This is a genomic window from Caloramator quimbayensis, assembly GCF_900167605.1.
Lineage (GTDB): Bacteria > Bacillota > Clostridia > Clostridiales > Caloramatoraceae > Caloramator_B > Caloramator_B quimbayensis.
On sequence record NZ_FUYH01000005.1, the window covers coordinates 65041 to 80243 of the forward strand.

The 15203-nt window shown below is 33.2% G+C and carries 19 protein-coding genes; 17 read left to right on the plus strand and 2 right to left on the minus strand.

Annotation, left to right across the window (positions count from 1 at the left end):
- Positions 1-4: 4 nt before the first annotated feature.
- From B5D15_RS04305 to B5D15_RS04355, 11 genes are read left to right on the plus strand one after another with little or no spacing between them, the layout of a single operon-like run.
- Positions 5-526 carry a Na+/H+ antiporter subunit E gene (locus B5D15_RS04305; protein WP_242948688.1) on the plus strand — a complete coding sequence of 174 codons (522 nt, stop codon included), beginning with the start codon at positions 5-7 and terminating at the stop codon, positions 524-526.
- Entirely contained in the window at positions 517-777 is a 261-nt protein-coding gene (locus B5D15_RS04310) for an MrpF/PhaF family protein (RefSeq protein WP_179122190.1), read from the plus strand. Before B5D15_RS04305 ends, B5D15_RS04310 begins: the two co-directional genes overlap by 10 nt.
- Positions 774-1115, plus strand: coding sequence for a monovalent cation/H(+) antiporter subunit G (gene mnhG / locus B5D15_RS04315; protein WP_078695888.1), 342 nt, complete (start codon positions 774-776; stop codon positions 1113-1115). Before B5D15_RS04310 ends, mnhG begins: the two co-directional genes overlap by 4 nt.
- Entirely contained in the window at positions 1105-1359 is a 255-nt protein-coding gene (locus B5D15_RS04320) for a hydrogenase subunit MbhD domain-containing protein (protein WP_078695889.1), read from the plus strand. The genes mnhG and B5D15_RS04320 overlap by 11 nt, the downstream gene beginning before the upstream one ends.
- Complete coding sequence (gene mbhE, locus B5D15_RS04325) at positions 1356-1715, plus strand: hydrogen gas-evolving membrane-bound hydrogenase subunit E (protein ID WP_078695890.1); 360 nt, start codon at positions 1356-1358, stop codon at positions 1713-1715. Before B5D15_RS04320 ends, mbhE begins: the two co-directional genes overlap by 4 nt.
- A complete protein-coding gene (locus B5D15_RS04330; protein ID WP_179122191.1) occupies positions 1690-2157 on the plus strand; it encodes an MnhB domain-containing protein in 468 nt (155 codons plus the stop codon). Before mbhE ends, B5D15_RS04330 begins: the two co-directional genes overlap by 26 nt.
- Positions 2158-2171: 14 nt before the next feature.
- Complete coding sequence (locus B5D15_RS04335) at positions 2172-2522, plus strand: sodium:proton antiporter (protein WP_143287192.1); 351 nt, start codon at positions 2172-2174, stop codon at positions 2520-2522.
- Positions 2519-4420, plus strand: a complete 1902-nt coding sequence (locus B5D15_RS04340; RefSeq protein ID WP_078695892.1) for a proton-conducting transporter transmembrane domain-containing protein — start codon at positions 2519-2521, stop codon at positions 4418-4420. The genes B5D15_RS04335 and B5D15_RS04340 overlap by 4 nt, the downstream gene beginning before the upstream one ends.
- A gap of 11 nt (positions 4421-4431) precedes the next feature.
- Positions 4432-5394, plus strand: a complete 963-nt coding sequence (locus tag B5D15_RS04345) for a respiratory chain complex I subunit 1 family protein (RefSeq protein WP_078695893.1) — start codon at positions 4432-4434, stop codon at positions 5392-5394.
- Positions 5395-5406: 12 nt separating this feature from the next.
- Positions 5407-5850: an NADH-quinone oxidoreductase subunit B family protein gene (locus B5D15_RS04350; RefSeq protein WP_078695894.1), complete on the plus strand. Its 444-nt coding sequence runs from the start codon at positions 5407-5409 to the stop codon at positions 5848-5850.
- Positions 5847-6260 carry a 4Fe-4S binding protein gene (locus B5D15_RS04355; RefSeq protein WP_078695895.1) on the plus strand — a complete coding sequence of 138 codons (414 nt, stop codon included), beginning with the start codon at positions 5847-5849 and terminating at the stop codon, positions 6258-6260. Before B5D15_RS04350 ends, B5D15_RS04355 begins: the two co-directional genes overlap by 4 nt.
- Positions 6261-6328: 68 nt before the next feature.
- Here B5D15_RS04355 and B5D15_RS15750 read toward each other — a convergent pair whose 3' ends face one another.
- Positions 6329-6460: a hypothetical protein gene (locus B5D15_RS15750; RefSeq protein WP_278305489.1), complete on the minus strand. Its 132-nt coding sequence runs from the start codon at positions 6458-6460 to the stop codon at positions 6329-6331.
- A 147-nt stretch (positions 6461-6607) separates the two neighbouring features.
- Here B5D15_RS15750 and deoC point away from each other — a divergent pair, with 147 nt between their 5' ends.
- Together deoC and B5D15_RS04365 are read left to right on the plus strand one after the other, a co-directional pair.
- Positions 6608-7264 carry a deoxyribose-phosphate aldolase gene (gene deoC, locus B5D15_RS04360; protein WP_078695896.1) on the plus strand — a complete coding sequence of 219 codons (657 nt, stop codon included), beginning with the start codon at positions 6608-6610 and terminating at the stop codon, positions 7262-7264.
- Between the two features lie 115 nt (positions 7265-7379).
- On the plus strand, positions 7380-9746 hold the full coding sequence (locus B5D15_RS04365) for a Lon protease family protein (RefSeq protein ID WP_078695897.1): 2367 nt from the start codon (positions 7380-7382) through the stop codon (positions 9744-9746).
- Between the two features lie 23 nt (positions 9747-9769).
- Here the strand turns inward: B5D15_RS04365 and ychF are convergent, their stop codons facing one another.
- The gene (gene ychF, locus B5D15_RS04370) at positions 9770-10867 is read right to left on the minus strand and encodes a redox-regulated ATPase YchF (protein WP_078695898.1); all 1098 of its coding nucleotides are present in this window, start codon (positions 10865-10867) and stop codon (positions 9770-9772) included.
- Positions 10868-11124: 257 nt separating this feature from the next.
- Between ychF and mraZ the strand changes: the two genes are divergently transcribed.
- The 4 genes from mraZ to B5D15_RS04390 are packed head-to-tail and all read left to right on the plus strand — an operon-like array spanning position 11125 to position 15188.
- Entirely contained in the window at positions 11125-11559 is a 435-nt protein-coding gene (gene mraZ / locus B5D15_RS04375) for a division/cell wall cluster transcriptional repressor MraZ (RefSeq protein ID WP_078695899.1), read from the plus strand.
- A 19-nt stretch (positions 11560-11578) separates the two neighbouring features.
- Positions 11579-12511 carry a 16S rRNA (cytosine(1402)-N(4))-methyltransferase RsmH gene (rsmH, locus tag B5D15_RS04380; protein ID WP_078695900.1) on the plus strand — a complete coding sequence of 311 codons (933 nt, stop codon included), beginning with the start codon at positions 11579-11581 and terminating at the stop codon, positions 12509-12511.
- A gap of 34 nt (positions 12512-12545) precedes the next feature.
- Positions 12546-13007: a hypothetical protein gene (locus B5D15_RS04385; protein ID WP_143287194.1), complete on the plus strand. Its 462-nt coding sequence runs from the start codon at positions 12546-12548 to the stop codon at positions 13005-13007.
- Between the two features lie 12 nt (positions 13008-13019).
- Positions 13020-15188 (plus strand): stage V sporulation protein D, encoded by a 2169-nt coding sequence (locus B5D15_RS04390; protein ID WP_078695902.1) that lies wholly within the window; start codon positions 13020-13022, stop codon positions 15186-15188.
- Positions 15189-15203: the final 15 nt, after the last annotated feature.

Sequence of the window (15203 nt, forward strand, 5' to 3'; positions counted from 1 at the left end):
ATGCTTGAAAAAAACAAGTCTATCTGCTGTAATATCTACTTTTATTTTATGCTTTGTATTTTATATGTTATTTACATTTGCATTTAACTTAGAAGAGATTCTTGTGGGTGCTGTTGTAAGCTTAATTGTAGCAGTTTTTACAGCAAAGTTTTTTATACATGATAATCCATTTTATTTATTTAGCACTTCAAGGTTTGGCTCTCTTTTGCGTTATGTATTATTAATTTTTCCAAAGGAACTTTTAAAAGCCAATATAGATGTTGCCAAAAGGGCACTTAATCCTTCACTTCCTGTAAAGCCAGGTATAGTAAAAGTTCCCTCTGATTTAAAATCAGAATATGCTTTATCTATGCTTGCAAATTCAATAACATTAACCCCAGGAACTATTACTATGGATATAGCAGAGGAGGATGGTAAAAATTATTACTATATTCATTGGATAGATGTTGCTACTACAAATTCTGAAAAAGCAGGAGAAACTATAAAAGGTACTCTTGAAAAAGGAATAGGGGGGATATGGAAGTGATAGAGCTTATTTATGCAGGGGTATTTTATATACTGCTGAGCATTGTGCTTATATATAGAGTTGCAAAGGGACCTAATGTTGTGGACAGGGCAGTTGCGTCGGATTCCATTGATATTATGACATCCGTTGCTCTAATACTGTTTTCACTATACAGCGGACGAGGAATATATCTTGATATAGCTCTTATAATAGCACTGCTTGGCTTTATTGGTACTGTTCTTATATCAAGGTACTTGGAGGGAAGGTTATGAGGATAATTGTAGATATATTTTTGATTTTTGGGTGCTTTTTCGCTTTTGCAGGAACTGTCGGAATTATAAGGATGCCGGATAGTTTTTGCAGGATGCAGTCCAGCACTAATATAGCAACTCTTGGAACTTTAGGGGCTGTGCTTGGAGGAGCTGTTTATTCCTTTTGGAGCGGGAATATAGGCACAGGGGTTAAGGTTCTTGTAATAGGAATGTTTATAGTTTTAACAAATCCGATTGCTGGACATGCAATTTGCAAAGCTGCCTATAAATATGGTATAAGACCGGATAAAAAATTTGTTTGCGATGATTATGGGAGGGATATTGCTGATGGCAAATAGCATAGTTATTTTAAATACATTAGTTATTATTGGCATTCTCCTTTGTGCTTTTCTTACGGTTTACTTTGAAAATTTATTATCATCAATAATAGCATTGAGCATATTAGGTTCATTTACAGCTTTAGAGTTTATTATGCTTCATGCGCCTGATGTAGCTATAGCTGAGGCAGCTGTAGGAGCTGTATTATCTCCTGTTATATTTATTGTTGCTCTGAGAAAAGTAAAGGGAGGAGAAAGGCGATGAAAAGGTTTTTTACCTATTTTTCCCTGTCTGTTATAACTGTAATGGGAATCTACACTATGATTTATGCAGCTAAACTTCCTCGAACTTATGATGGTAAGGATACAAGGGCTTATGATTTAATTAAAAATCCTTCAAACTACGATGTTAAAAGTTCTGATGGAGTTTCAAATATAATAGTAAAGGAAAACTTGAATAAAACCCATGCAGTAAATGCAGTAACTGCTGTTGTCTTTGATTTTAGAGGTTATGATACTTTAGGAGAATCTTTCATATTGCTTACTGCCGTATCGGGTTCCTTTGTTATTTTAAAAAATGGCAGGAGAAAGAGGGATGATTTCGATGAAAAAAAACATTGAAGTTAAAAACATTATCGTAAAATGTGCTGCTGATAAATTTACTCCTGTTGGACTCGTTCTTGGGCTTTATATAATACTTCATGGACATTTAAGCCCTGGAGGAGGATTTCAGGGAGGAGTATTGGTAGCCTCATCAGTAATTTTAATATATCTTGGCTATGGAAATGATACTCTAAAGAAAACTTTTAATATTGAATTTTTGCGTAAAAATGAAGCTGTAGGTGCAATAGCTTATTCTTTCTTTGCACTTGTTGGAATAATATTTGGAGCTAATTTTTGCAGAAATATATTTTATAAAACAGGAAATATAGGAGATTTATATAGTTCAGGAACTATATTTTGGATGAACTTTTCAGTAGGCTATAAAGTTTTAACGGGAGTGGGTTTTTTAATTCTTCTTATGGTTGGACTGCTGCATAGCGATAGCAGCAGCAATCATTAAAGCGGGGTGATTTTTTGATACTTGAAAATTATATTTGCTCATTTTTGCTTATAGTACTTGGGATATATACGGTTGTTACAAAGAAAAATCTTATTAAAACTGTAATAGGTTTAAGCCTTATTGATTATGGCGTTAATCTTCTTATTGTAAGCGTTGGATTTAATGCAGGAGGTTCTGCTCCAATATTTACGTTTAATGAAATAAAACCTGATACATTTTTTGTAGACCCTGTTCCTCAGGCATTAACCTTAACCTCAATAGTAATTGGTGCTTGTGTTACTGCAATGACTTTATCTCTTGTAATTAAGATTAAAGATAAATATGGGACGATAGATGCAGATAAAGTAAGGAGGTTGAATGGATGATGCAGCATTATCCAGTGCTTTCGATAATAATTTTATTTCTTGGAGCTTTTTTGAATGCGCTGTTTGGAGGAAAAAGCTCAATAGTTAGAAATATTATTACGTTTTTATCAACAGGAACATCCTTTCTGCTTATACTGCTTCTTATAAAACCTATTATGCTTGAAGGGAAAGTAATATCATATTGGATGGGTAACTGGATACCTGTTTCCGATTGGGCAATTGGAATAGGACTTGAAGTCGATCAGCTTAGCTTATTCTTTGCACTGCTTGTATCCTTTACTGTATTCTTATCAGGAATATACTCTTTTAAATATATGGAAAATGATGATACATTAGATAAATATTATGTTCTATATCTTATGCTCTCAGGGGGAGTAATGGGATTTGTACTCTCTGGTGACATATTTAATATGTTTGTAATGATTGAAATATTTACTTTTGCAGCGGTTGCATTAACTGCTTTTAGAAACTATATTGAAGGGGCTCTTGAGGCAGCATTTAAATATATAGTTATTGGCTCCATAGGCTCATCCTTTATACTTGCTGGGACTACATTATTATATGCTCAGCTTCATACCCTAAATATGGCTCAGATTGCAGCACTAATGCACAAAAACTATACTCCTATAACTTTATTTTCCTTAGGACTCATGTTTACGGGATATGCTGTAAAATCCTTTATAGTTCCATGCCATGCTGCAGCGCCTGATGCATATATGACAGCGCCTTCATCCATATCTATGCTTTTTTCAGGTATGGTAAATAAAGCAGGGGTTTATGGAATGATAAGACTTTTATATATGCTTTTTCAAAGTATAAATTTACCTTCAATGCAGATTTTGATAATTATATTAGGAACTATAACGATGTTTATAGGGGTTACAATGGCCCTTATTCAGAACGATTTTAAAAGGCTTTTGGCATTTCACAGCATCTCACAGATAGGATATGTAATAACAGGAATAGGACTTTCAACAGCCCTTGGAATAACAGGGGGATTATATCATGCATTGAATCATACTCTTTTTAAAGGATTGCTTTTTCTTTGTGCAGGAGCGGTATTTTATTCTGTTGGCACTACTGATCTTAATAAGCTCGGAGGCCTTGCAAAGAAGATGCCTCATACTGCATTGATATTTTTAATTGGAGCATTTTCAATAAGCGGTCTTCCACCCTTTAATGGATTCGTCTCTAAATGGCTCATATATCAGTCAGCTTATGAAGAAGGCTTTGTTATAGTTACTATAATTGCACTTCTTGTAAGCGTATTAACTCTTGCATCTTTTATAAAAGTAACTCAATCGGTATTTTTTGGTCAGCTATCAAAGGAATGTGAAAATGCAAAGGAAGTTCCAATTGGAATGAGAATACCTATGTGGATAATGGCATTTATGTGCTTCATTACAGGTATACTTCCACAATATGTTACTAAGTATTTAATAACTCCTGCAGTATCGGCTACACTTAACATAGGAAAATACATAGATGCAATGCTAAAGGATGGATATGCTGAAAAGTATTTTAAAGAAACAGTGCCTGTACCTAATATTAACTATAAACTTGCAGGATACTGGAGACCTGAATACTATCTTATATTATTTATAATAATACTTTTAGCCTTTACATTAACAGTATTAGCAGGTGGAATAGATGTTAACAGAAGGAGCATTGTTTCAAAGGAAATTGAAGATTACAAATATGATACCTTTTACAGCGGTGAAAAGAGTGAATACTCTCAGGTTGGAGGAGCAGACCTTTTCTGGGGTCTAAAATATGATTTTAGAAAGTATTTTAATTTTATGCATTCTGCTCACAGCGGTGTTGTTAACGATTATACTCTTTGGATTATTTCAACAGCAGCTATCGTTATTGCTTATATATTTTTACTTGTTCCATAGGAGGGGTAAAATTGTTAATATTAAAATATTTGTTTTATATTTTCGTTTTTCCTGGTTTTTTGTTCTGCTTTTTTGCAGGTTTAATACTTGCTGGAATAGATAGAAAGATAGTTGCAAGGATGCAAAAAAGAATAGGTCCCCCTATACTTCAGCCTTTCTATGACTTTTTTAAGCTTATGGGCAAAGAAACTATTATACCAAACTCAGCAGCAAAAAGAACCTTTATAGCTGCGCCTGTAGCAGGGCTTATCAGTCTTGTTACTATATCATTATTTATTCCTATATTTAAATTTAGTGCTTTTAATGCTGTTGCAGATGTTATAGTTATTATATACCTTTTAACTATACCTGCAGTTTCCCTTATAATAGGAGGTTCATCTTCAGGCTCACCCTATGCAGGAGTTGGTATTTCAAGAGAAATGGTCTCTATTGTTTCCTATGAGCTTCCCCTAATAATAGCTCTTCTTGCTGTAGGGAAAAAAGCAGGGATGGCAGTTAATGACGGTATGGTTACTTTTTCTTTATCAAAAATTGTTGAATATCAATCCCTTAAAGGACCGATGCTGTTTCATTGGAGCATGATACCAGCATTTTTAGCTATGCTTTTTGTAATACCCTGTGAAGTCGGGAGCCTGCCCTTTGATATTGCAGAAGCAGAAGTTGAAATCTGTGAGGGGCCTTTAGTTGAATATAGCGGCTTTCCCCTTGGAATATATAAGCTGAATTATGCTTTGAAGATTTTCATATTTTCATCTTTGTTTGTAACTTTATTTTTAAGCGGTAATGGGACAGGAATAATTTTATTTGACGCTGCAATTCAATATGTATTGTGCATAATCGTAGTTATATTATCAGTTTCCCTGATTAGAGCAGTTACTGCAAGACTGAGGGTTGAGCAGATGCTTAAATTTTATTGGACGTATCCAACGGCACTATCTATTCTAAGCCTTATATTAGTTTGGTTAGGATTGTAGGGAGGTAATAAATTGTTTAAAAAGATTATTGAAAAATCCTTCGAAAAATCTCCATGGCTGTTTCATATTAATGCTGGTTCCTGCAATGCCTGTGATATAGAATTCGTTGCTACTTTAACACCTCGTTATGATGCGGAAAGGTTTGGATTTAAATTAACAGGAACTCCAAGGCATGCAGATATAATTGTTGTTTCAGGGCCGGTTACTGAACAGTCAAAGGATAGAGTTATAAGGACTATTGCTCAGGTTCCAAATCCTAAAGTTATTGTAGCTTTAGGTTCATGCCCTGCATCAGGCAATATATTTGCAGGCAGCTACAGCGTTTTGCATACTCTCGATTATTATGTTCCTGTTGATGTGTATGTTCCAGGGTGTTCTCCAAAACCTGAAGCCATTATAGATGGACTTTATAAGGCTGTTGAGATATTAAAAAATAAAAGGAGGGATAATAAATGAATTTTCCCTTCGTAAAGGAAGCGGTAAATTCTCTTTTTAAAAAGCCCAGTACAGAGAGGTATCCATTTGTAAAGAAAGAAGCACCTTTAGGATATAGAGGGAGGATTTTGTTTAAGAGTGATAAATGTATTGGATGCGGAATGTGTATTAGAGTGTGTGCACCAGGAGCTATAACTAAATCCACTAAAAAAACAGATGATGGTGAAGAAATTACTATGAATTTTTTTATGGGCAGATGTACCTTTTGCCAGATGTGTGCTGATTTTTGCCCGAGAGGAGCCATTGAACTTACAAATGAATTTTCTATGATAACTGAAGATAAAAGCAATTTAAATGTCAGCGGCACATTCATTAAAAAATTACCGCCAAAACAACAGGCAGGAAGTCAAACTATTAGTAAACAAGTTTAGCTTATAATATTATTAAATAATTTTTATTTAATAAAAATTAAAAGGGATTAACCTTTGCTTAATCCCTTTTAATTAACCCAAAATATATATTCTGAATTTTCCATCTCTTCCTTCGATAAAGAACTGCTTTCGAGGTTTTTTATTATGTCTTCATTGCTGCATTGATTATTATTGTTGTTTTTGTTTTTTTCTCTATCCATTAATACACACCACCTATTATAATATTTTTAATATATTATGCATTTATTAATTTAATATGTCAATAATTTAATGCGTTAATGCAAATAATTTATTTGAATATTTTTATATTATATAATAAAATTACTATTGATGAGAGGAGGAATAAAATGATAACTAAAGAATTTATTGCATCTATAATTGACCATACCGTACTAAAACCAGAAGCTTCGCCGGAGGACATTATAAAAATATGTGCTGAGGCAAAGGAGAATAATTTTGCATCGGTATGTGTAAATCCCTGCTATGTAAAATTAGTTTCTGAAAATTTAAAGGGAAGCAGTGTTAAGGTTTGTACTGTAATTGGTTTCCCGCTTGGAGCATCAAATAGTGAAGTTAAAGCTTTTGAGACTAAAAAGGCGATTGAGGATGGAGCCGATGAAGTTGACATGGTAATAAATATCGGAATGCTAAAAGCGAAAGAATATGATTATGTAAAGAATGATATTAAATCTGTTGTAGAAGCGGCAAGGGGTAAAGCACTTGTTAAAGTAATAATAGAAACCTGCCTTTTAACTGATGAAGAAAAGGTGATAGCTTGTAAACTTGCAAAGGAAGCTGAAGCGGATTTTGTAAAGACATCAACAGGATTTAGCAAATGGGGAGCAAAGGCTGAAGATATTAGACTTATGAGACAGACTGTTGGCGATGATATGGGAGTTAAGGCATCGGGAGGAGTACATAGCTTTGAAGATGCTGTATCTATGGTTGAAGCTGGTGCAAGCAGAATAGGTGCCAGTTCTTCTTTGAAGATAATAGGAAGATAATAAAAAAGAAGGTATGAATTTTAAATTTATACCTTCTTTTTTATTAAATCAAAAAAAGTAATATTTAAAATTACATTTTTGGAATATTATATATTAAAGCAAAGGGGGGAGTGTTATGAAATATAAAAAGCTTACATCAGATGACTTAAAAATGGACTTTAGTTCACTTCCGATATTTGAGTCGAGTAAAGAAATTACTCCTTTTAAAGAAATTATTGGGCAGCAAAGAGCTGTAGATGCAATTGAAGTTGGATTGTTAATGAATAAGAAAGGGTATAATATATATGTTTCTGGCAATAATGGCTGCGGAAAAAGAAGCTATGTAATTAAAAGAATAAAAGAATATGCAAAAAAAATGCCTGCGCCTTTAGATTGGTGTTATGTATATAATTTTAAAGATAACAACATACCGTTGGCGATTTGGCTAAAGTCTGGTACATCAGTTAAATTCAAAGATGATGTAAGTAATTTAATCGATAGTCTATTTTACGAAGTGCCGGATTTTTTTTCAAACGAAGATTATGAAAAGAAAAGAAATGACATAATTGATATTTATCAAAAGGAAATATTGAAATATGTAGATAAATTATATGATATCGCAAAATATAAAGGCTTTAATGTAAAAAGCACAGGTGAAGGCTTTGCTTTTATACCTCTTATTAACGGAACTGATGAAATGACTGAGAGACAATATAATGAGCTGTCTGAGGATGAAAAAAATAAAATAAACGAAGATGTTTCAGAATTAAAAATAATTGCCCTTGAAGCAATTAGAAAAAGCAAGCAGCTAAAGAAAGAGATGAAGGATAAACTTAAAAAATTAGATGATGATGCATGTATAGAATTGATAGGAAGTAAAATTGACGATCTTATAAAAGAATACGGGTACAATCCTAAGATAACTGATTATCTTAAAGATATGCAGAAAGATATAACTGAAAACATTGATGCATTTATGGATGGAGATGAAGCTAATGAAAAATATGATGAGGAATTTTATAAAAGGTATTATGTAAATGTAATAGTATCTCATGATAAAAATGAAGGGGCTCCGGTGATTTTTGAAGATGAGCCAGAATTTCATAATCTGATTGGAATTATAGAATATGAAAATAAACAGGGAATGATGGTCACGGATTTTACAATGATTAAAGCAGGAAGTCTTCACAAAGCTAACGGTGGCTTTATCGTTATTGATGCTCTTAAGCTTTTATCAAGCTATAAGGGATGGAATGCTTTAAAAAACAGTCTAATATCAAATTATATTTCTATTGAAAATCTAAAAAACCAATTCGATATAATTCCACTATCGACATTAGAACCAGAAAATATTCCTCTTGATATAAAGGTGATTTTGCTTGGAACTCCTTTTATATATTATCTTTTGTTTAATTATGATGAAGAATTTAGGGAACTGTTTAAAATAAAGGCTGATTTTGAAGATGAAATAAAAAATAATAATGGAGAAATTTTAAAATTCCTTGGATTTATAAGCAATTATTGTGATGAAAATAATGTACTTCCAATCAGCAGGGATGGCATAATTGAAATAATAAAGTATTCTTCAAGAATAGCAGAGAGCAGGAATTATTTAACTGCATCCTTTGATAAAATAGTAGATATTATAGATCTTGCGGATTCAAATGCAAAATTAAATTCTCAGAAGAATATAACAAAGATAAATGTCGGCAGTGCAATTTCTTCTATGGAAAAAAGACATGGGATTATTAGAGATAAACTCCTTAATATGTATAAAGAGGGCAAATATATAATCAATCTTGAGGGCTTAAAAGTTGGAGAAATAAATGGCTTGGCGGTAATAGACTATGGGGATTTCGCTTTTGGAAAGCAAAACAGAATAACAGTTACAACTTTTGCTGGTAGAAACGGAATAATCAATATTGAAAGAGAAACAAAAATGAGCGGAAATATTCACAGCAAGGGAGTACTTATATTATCTGGATATATTGGGGAAACCTTTGGACAGGATATACCTATATCCTTTAATGCAAACATCTGCTTTGAACAGATGTATGGTGAAATAGATGGCGACAGCGCGTCATCTGCAGAGCTTATTGCGCTTATATCCAGCCTTTCAGATATACCAATAAAGCAAAATATAGCTGTAACCGGTTCTGTAAATCAAAGAGGAGAGATACAGCCCGTTGGAAAAGTAAATGAAAAAATCGAAGGATTTTATGATATATGTAAAATCTACGGAATTAAAAACTGTGGAGTAATAATACCCTATTCAAATATAGATGAGCTTGTATTAAAGGATGCAGTCATTGAAGCAGTTGACAAAGAAGAGTTTTCTATTTATGCTGTAAAAGATATTGAAGAGTGTATGGAAATTATGACTGATGAAAGTTTAAAGAGTGATGATAAAGTTTTTGAATTAATAAAAAACAGGATAAAAGAAAAAATGATAAAATATCAAAATGCATTTACAGCGGATAGACAAAAAAAGAAAAGCCATTGAAAGCTTTGGCTTTCAATGGCATATCATACATTGAATCTAAATACAACTACATCTCCATCCTGCATTACATAATCTTTTCCTTCAGACTTTATTAATCCTTTTTCCTTTGCAGAAACTTCAGAACCGCAGTTTATTAGAGTTTCAAAGGGAATAACCTCTGCCCTTATAAATCCTCTTTCCATGTCAGAGTGGATTTTTCCTGCTGCCTGTGGAGCCTTTGTTCCTTTCTTTATTGTCCAAGCCCTAACTTCCTTTGGCCCTGCAGTTAAAAAGCTGATTAATCCTAAAAGTTTATAACTTGCTTTTATAAGCCTGTTTAATCCAGGTTCTTCAAGTCCATAGTCCTCAAGAAATGCCTGCTTTTCATTTCCATCGAGGGAAGCTATTTCTTCTTCAAGTTTTGCACATATTGGTATTACTTCAGAACCTTCATTTTTTGCATATTCTTCAACAGCTTTTATATACTTATTATCCTCATATCCATTAATAAGTTCATCTTCAGAAATATTTGCAGCGTACAGTACGGGTTTTGATGTTAAAAGAAAATACTGCTTTATTAGTTCTCTTTCTTCATCATTCATATCTAATGTCCTTGAGGGTTTTCCTTCTTCAAGATGCTTATAGATTCTTTCCATAAATTCTAATTCTTCCTGAGCTTTTCTATCTCCTGAACGTGCAGATTTTCTCGTTTTATCCATTCTTTTTTCAAGAACTTCCATATCAGCGAATATAAGCTCGAGATTAATAGTTTCAATATCTCTTATTGGATTTACGCTTCCGTCTACATGTACAATATTAGCATCTTCAAAGCATCTTACCACATGTACAATAGCTTCAACTTCTCTTATATGAGACAGAAATTTATTTCCTAATCCCTCTCCTTTGCTTGCACCTTTAACAAGACCTGCTATATCGTAGAATTCTATAACTGCTGGAGTATATTTTTCTGGGTTATACATTTGTGCGAGTTTATCGAGACGATAATCAGGTACCGCAACAACACCTACATTAGGTTCTATTGTACAAAAGGGATAATTTGCAGCTTCTGCTCCTGCCTGTGTAATAGCATTAAAAAGGGTGCTTTTGCCCACGTTTGGCAAACCCACTATTCCAAGTTTCATTTCTCTATCTTCCTTTCTTGACTTCGTAAAATAAAAATGCTGTGGATATTATTATCAAATAAATTATAAACTATAGCATTCTACACTGCAATATTTATAGATGCAATAATAAATTTAATATTAAATTAAGAAGTATTAAATTAATTATTTAATTATAAAAATTTGTAAACAAAGAAGGATTTTTATAATTTGCATAGAATAATATGATGTAGTGGTTTAAAGTGGAGCAAAGTGGAGTAAAGATGTGGTGAATTAATATGTTTATAGGGGAATATCAACATGCACTCGATACAAAAAATAGAATTATAATACCTTCAAAATTCAGAGAAGAACTTGGTAATTCCTTTGTAATTACTAAGGGCCTTGATGGATGCCTCTATTGCTATCCTATGGAGGAGTGGAAAAAACTTGAGGAAAAGCTGAAATCTCTTCCGCTAACCAATAAGGATGCAAGGGCTTTTGTCAGGTTTTTCTTTTCAGGTGCTGCTGATATTGAAATTGATAAACAAGGAAGAGCTTTGATTCCACAAAATTTAATTGAATATGCTAATATCGTTAAGGATATAGTAAGTATAGGAGTTTCTACGCGAATTGAAATATGGAGTAAGGAAAAATGGGATGAATACAATACACAAAATATAAATTATGAAGAGATAGCTGAGAAAATGTCAAACCTTGGAATAGGAATATAATATAAAAAAGGATGATACTATGGAATTTAAACATAAATCTGTGCTTCTTAACGAATGTATAAATGGTTTAGATATTAAAAAAAATGGAATATATGTAGATGGTACTTTAGGAGGAGCAGGGCATTCAAAAGAGATTCTAAACCTTCTCAACAAAGAAGGACTGCTTATAGGCATAGATCAGGACATGAATGCTATTAGGGCATCCCAAAATAGGCTTTCTGAGTTTTCAAATGTTACCTTTGTTCATGACAATTTTTGCAATATAAAGCATATATTAGATGACTTAAATATTGATTTTGTAGATGGGATATTGCTTGATTTAGGCGTATCATCTCATCAATTAGATGAACCTGAAAGGGGTTTTAGCTACATGAATGATGCTCCCCTCGATATGAGAATGAATAATGACAATGACTTTACTGCAGAGGATGTTGTGAATGGATATTCAAAGGAGGAACTTGAAAGAGTTATAAGAGAATATGGCGAAGAGAAGTGGGCCAAAAGAATTGCTGAATTTATAGTTAAAGAGAGACAAAAGAAAGACATAAAAACTACTTTTGAACTGGTTGATATTATAAAGGCTGCTATTCCAGCATCGGCAAGACGAGAAGGTCCCCATCCAGCAAAAAGAACCTTTCAGGCTATAAGAATCGAAGTAAATAAGGAAATTGAAATTTTAGAAAAAGCTGTTAATGATTGTATTGACGTATTAAAAAAGGATGGGAGGTTATGCATTATAACTTTTCATTCCCTTGAAGATAGAATAGTAAAGAATGTTTTTAAAAAAAGAGAAAATCCGTGCACATGTCCTCCGAATTTTCCGGTGTGTGTTTGTAATAAAAGGCCAGAAATTAAGGTTATTACTAAAAAACCAGTATTGCCTTCAGAAGATGAGCTTTTAGAAAATCCAAGATCAAGAAGTGCAAAGCTTAGAATTGCAGAAAAATTATAGGTTCTAAAGAGATGCGGGGGTGAATAAATTGGTAATGGCAAATAATAAAAATCCTTATTCCTATGGAAATGTTGCATATGATTTTGAACCGGATATAATTAAAGAGGAGAAAAAAAGAAAAAATCCAAGGGTTAATAATAAAAAGAAAACAAAAGCTAAACTGAAGATAATAGGATATGTAACGGTATTATTCCTTCTTTCGTTTTTGAGCCTTTGCAGATTTGCCGCTATAATAAAGATTACAAACAACATTCATTCTATAAAAAAAGAAATTAAACAGGCACAAAAGCAAAGTGAAGATATAAAAGTTAAGATGGCAAAATATAACAATATAAAAAATATTGAAGAATCAGCCATTGCTAAATATGGAATGGTTGTACCAGATAAACAGAATATAAAATATGTTGACGTAAAACCCCTCACAGCTTCTGACACTATGCAGCAGAAAGATGATAAAATAACCTTTGTAAAAAGACTACTAGGATTAATATATTAGGAGGGTATTTATTTGAATACTGAACCTAAAACAAACATTACAGTAAAAAAGAGAATAGTTTTAATTCTTCTTGTTGTGTTTTTTATTCAGACGATTATCGTTGGAAGATATGCTTATGTACAGATTATATGGTCACCGCAGCTTCAAAAATGGGCGGTTGAGCAATGGACTAATGATATTAGAATTTCAGCAAGAAGGGGAAATATCCTTGATAGGAATGGCAATCCACTCGCAGTAAGCGGCAATGTTGAAAGAGTAGATGCTTTTTTGAAGGATATTAATGATAAGGAAAAAAGTAAGAAAATAACCAAGGAAGAGATAGCTGAAAAGCTATCTCCTATTTTGAATATGAGCAAGGAAAGTATACTTTCAAAGCTCAATAAAAGGATGTCTAATGGAGCTCCTGTTGCCTGCGTTACCATTGCAAGAAGAATAGAAAAAGAACAGGGGAATAAAATTAGAGAGCTGAAACTTCCGGGGATTATTGTTTCTGAAGATACAAAACGCTACTATCCAAATGGTAATTTTCTATCTCAGGTTCTCGGAAGCACTAATATCGATGGTGATGGGCGTTCGGGAATCGAACTGCAGTATAATAATGATTTAAAGGGAGTAGAAGGCAGATACATGGGAGAAACTGATGCCTATCATAGGGAGCTGCCATATAAAATAGCAAACTATTATCCCCCTAAAAATGGGAATGATGTAGTTCTGACTATTGATCAATATCTTCAGTATTACACAGAAAAAGCTTTAGAAAGAGGTCTTGCTGAATATAAAGCAAAACAGGTATCGGCTATTATTATGGATCCTAAAACCGGTGAAATATTAGCTATGGCTTCAAAACCAGATTTTGATCCTAATAATCCAGTTAAAGGTTCCGTTGAAGAGTCAGTAAAATTATGGAAAAACAGAACTGTTAATTACAACTTTGAACCGGGTTCCATACTTAAAGTAATAACTGCGGCAGCAGCTATAAATGAAAATTTAGTAAGCGACTCCGACAGATTTGTTTGTAATGGTTCTTATAAAGTTGCCGATAGAATTATTCATTGTTGGAGAAGACAAGGACATGGTGTTCAAACTTTCCAGCAAATACTTCAGAATTCTTGCAACGTAGGTTTCATGATTCTCGGAGAGAGAATCGGAAAGGATAGGCTTTATAAGTATTATAATGCTTTTGGGCTTGGAAAGAAAACAAATATCGATCTTCCAGGAGAAGAAAAAGGTATAATAAGGCCCATTGAAAAAGTTGGGAAAGTAGAACTTGCAACTGAAGCATTTGGTCAGGGTATATCAGTAACGAGCATACAATACTTAGCAGCTTTTGCTGCAGTTGCAAACGATGGCAAATTAATGGAACCTCATATCGTAAAAAAGATTTTAAATACTGATGAAAATGGAAATACTTCAGTAATAAAGGAAATTCAGCCAAAAGTTGTGAGACAGGCGATATCTGTTCAATCAGCCAAAAAACTTCGAGAAATACTCGAAAGCGTTGTAACCTATGGAGCTGCAAAAAGAGCTTATATTGAAGGGTATCATATAGGTGGAAAAACAGGAACTGCTCAGGTAGTTGAAAACGGCCATTATGCACAAGGAAAGTATATTTCATCCTTTGCAGCGATGGCACCAGCGAACGACCCAAGATTTGTAATGATTCTTTCTATAGATGAACCAGATCCGTCTAATTATTATTCAGGAAGTACTGCAGCACCCCTTGCAAAAACTCTATTTGAAGATATATTCAGATATTATGATATGCAGCCGGATACAGGCAAAGATTCTTCTCCAAAAGTAGTCAGAGAAGTTGTAATACCTGAGGTTAGAGGATTAAATGTTGAGGAAGCGGGTCTAATACTTAAGAAAAATAAAATCGATTATGAAATAGAAGGGAATGGAAATATTATTTATGATATGAGTCCTAAGCCGGGTATAAGCGTTATTGAAAACACTAAAATAACATTATATCTTGGCGTTGAAAAGAATAATAATGCTATGGTTGCAGTACCAGATTTTAAAGGTATGACTAAAAAAGAGATAGACGATTTGGCAAAGTCATTAGAACTTAATATTTCATTTATGGGCGATGGAATAGGTGCTTCTCAGGATATTTCACCAAAAACAGAGGTGAAAAAGGGTACTTTGATAAAAATAATTCTGGAGCAGCCTGAGGATTGATGCTAGCACAATATG

What these genes read in the sequence shown, in the direction of transcription:
- mnhG (WP_078695888.1), top strand. Translation starts at nt 774, where the DNA reads ATGAGGATAATTGTAGATATATTTTTGATTTTTGGGTGCTTTTTCGCT.
- ychF (WP_078695898.1), bottom strand. Translation starts at nt 10,867, where the DNA reads ATGAAACTTGGAATAGTGGGTTTGCCAAACGTGGGCAAAAGCACCCTT.
- rsmH (WP_078695900.1), top strand. Translation starts at nt 11,579, where the DNA reads ATGGAATTTAAACATAAATCTGTGCTTCTTAACGAATGTATAAATGGT.
- B5D15_RS04310 (WP_179122190.1), top strand. Translation starts at nt 517, where the DNA reads ATGGAAGTGATAGAGCTTATTTATGCAGGGGTATTTTATATACTGCTG.
- B5D15_RS15750 (WP_278305489.1), bottom strand. Translation starts at nt 6,460, where the DNA reads ATGGATAGAGAAAAAAACAAAAACAACAATAATAATCAATGCAGCAAT.
- B5D15_RS04385 (WP_143287194.1), top strand. Translation starts at nt 12,546, where the DNA reads ATGGCAAATAATAAAAATCCTTATTCCTATGGAAATGTTGCATATGAT.
- B5D15_RS04330 (WP_179122191.1), top strand. Translation starts at nt 1,690, where the DNA reads ATGATTTCGATGAAAAAAAACATTGAAGTTAAAAACATTATCGTAAAA.
- mraZ (WP_078695899.1), top strand. Translation starts at nt 11,125, where the DNA reads ATGTTTATAGGGGAATATCAACATGCACTCGATACAAAAAATAGAATT.
- B5D15_RS04365 (WP_078695897.1), top strand. Translation starts at nt 7,380, where the DNA reads ATGAAATATAAAAAGCTTACATCAGATGACTTAAAAATGGACTTTAGT.
- B5D15_RS04355 (WP_078695895.1), top strand. Translation starts at nt 5,847, where the DNA reads ATGAATTTTCCCTTCGTAAAGGAAGCGGTAAATTCTCTTTTTAAAAAG.
- deoC (WP_078695896.1), top strand. Translation starts at nt 6,608, where the DNA reads ATGATAACTAAAGAATTTATTGCATCTATAATTGACCATACCGTACTA.
- B5D15_RS04320 (WP_078695889.1), top strand. Translation starts at nt 1,105, where the DNA reads ATGGCAAATAGCATAGTTATTTTAAATACATTAGTTATTATTGGCATT.
- B5D15_RS04340 (WP_078695892.1), top strand. Translation starts at nt 2,519, where the DNA reads ATGATGCAGCATTATCCAGTGCTTTCGATAATAATTTTATTTCTTGGA.
- mbhE (WP_078695890.1), top strand. Translation starts at nt 1,356, where the DNA reads ATGAAAAGGTTTTTTACCTATTTTTCCCTGTCTGTTATAACTGTAATG.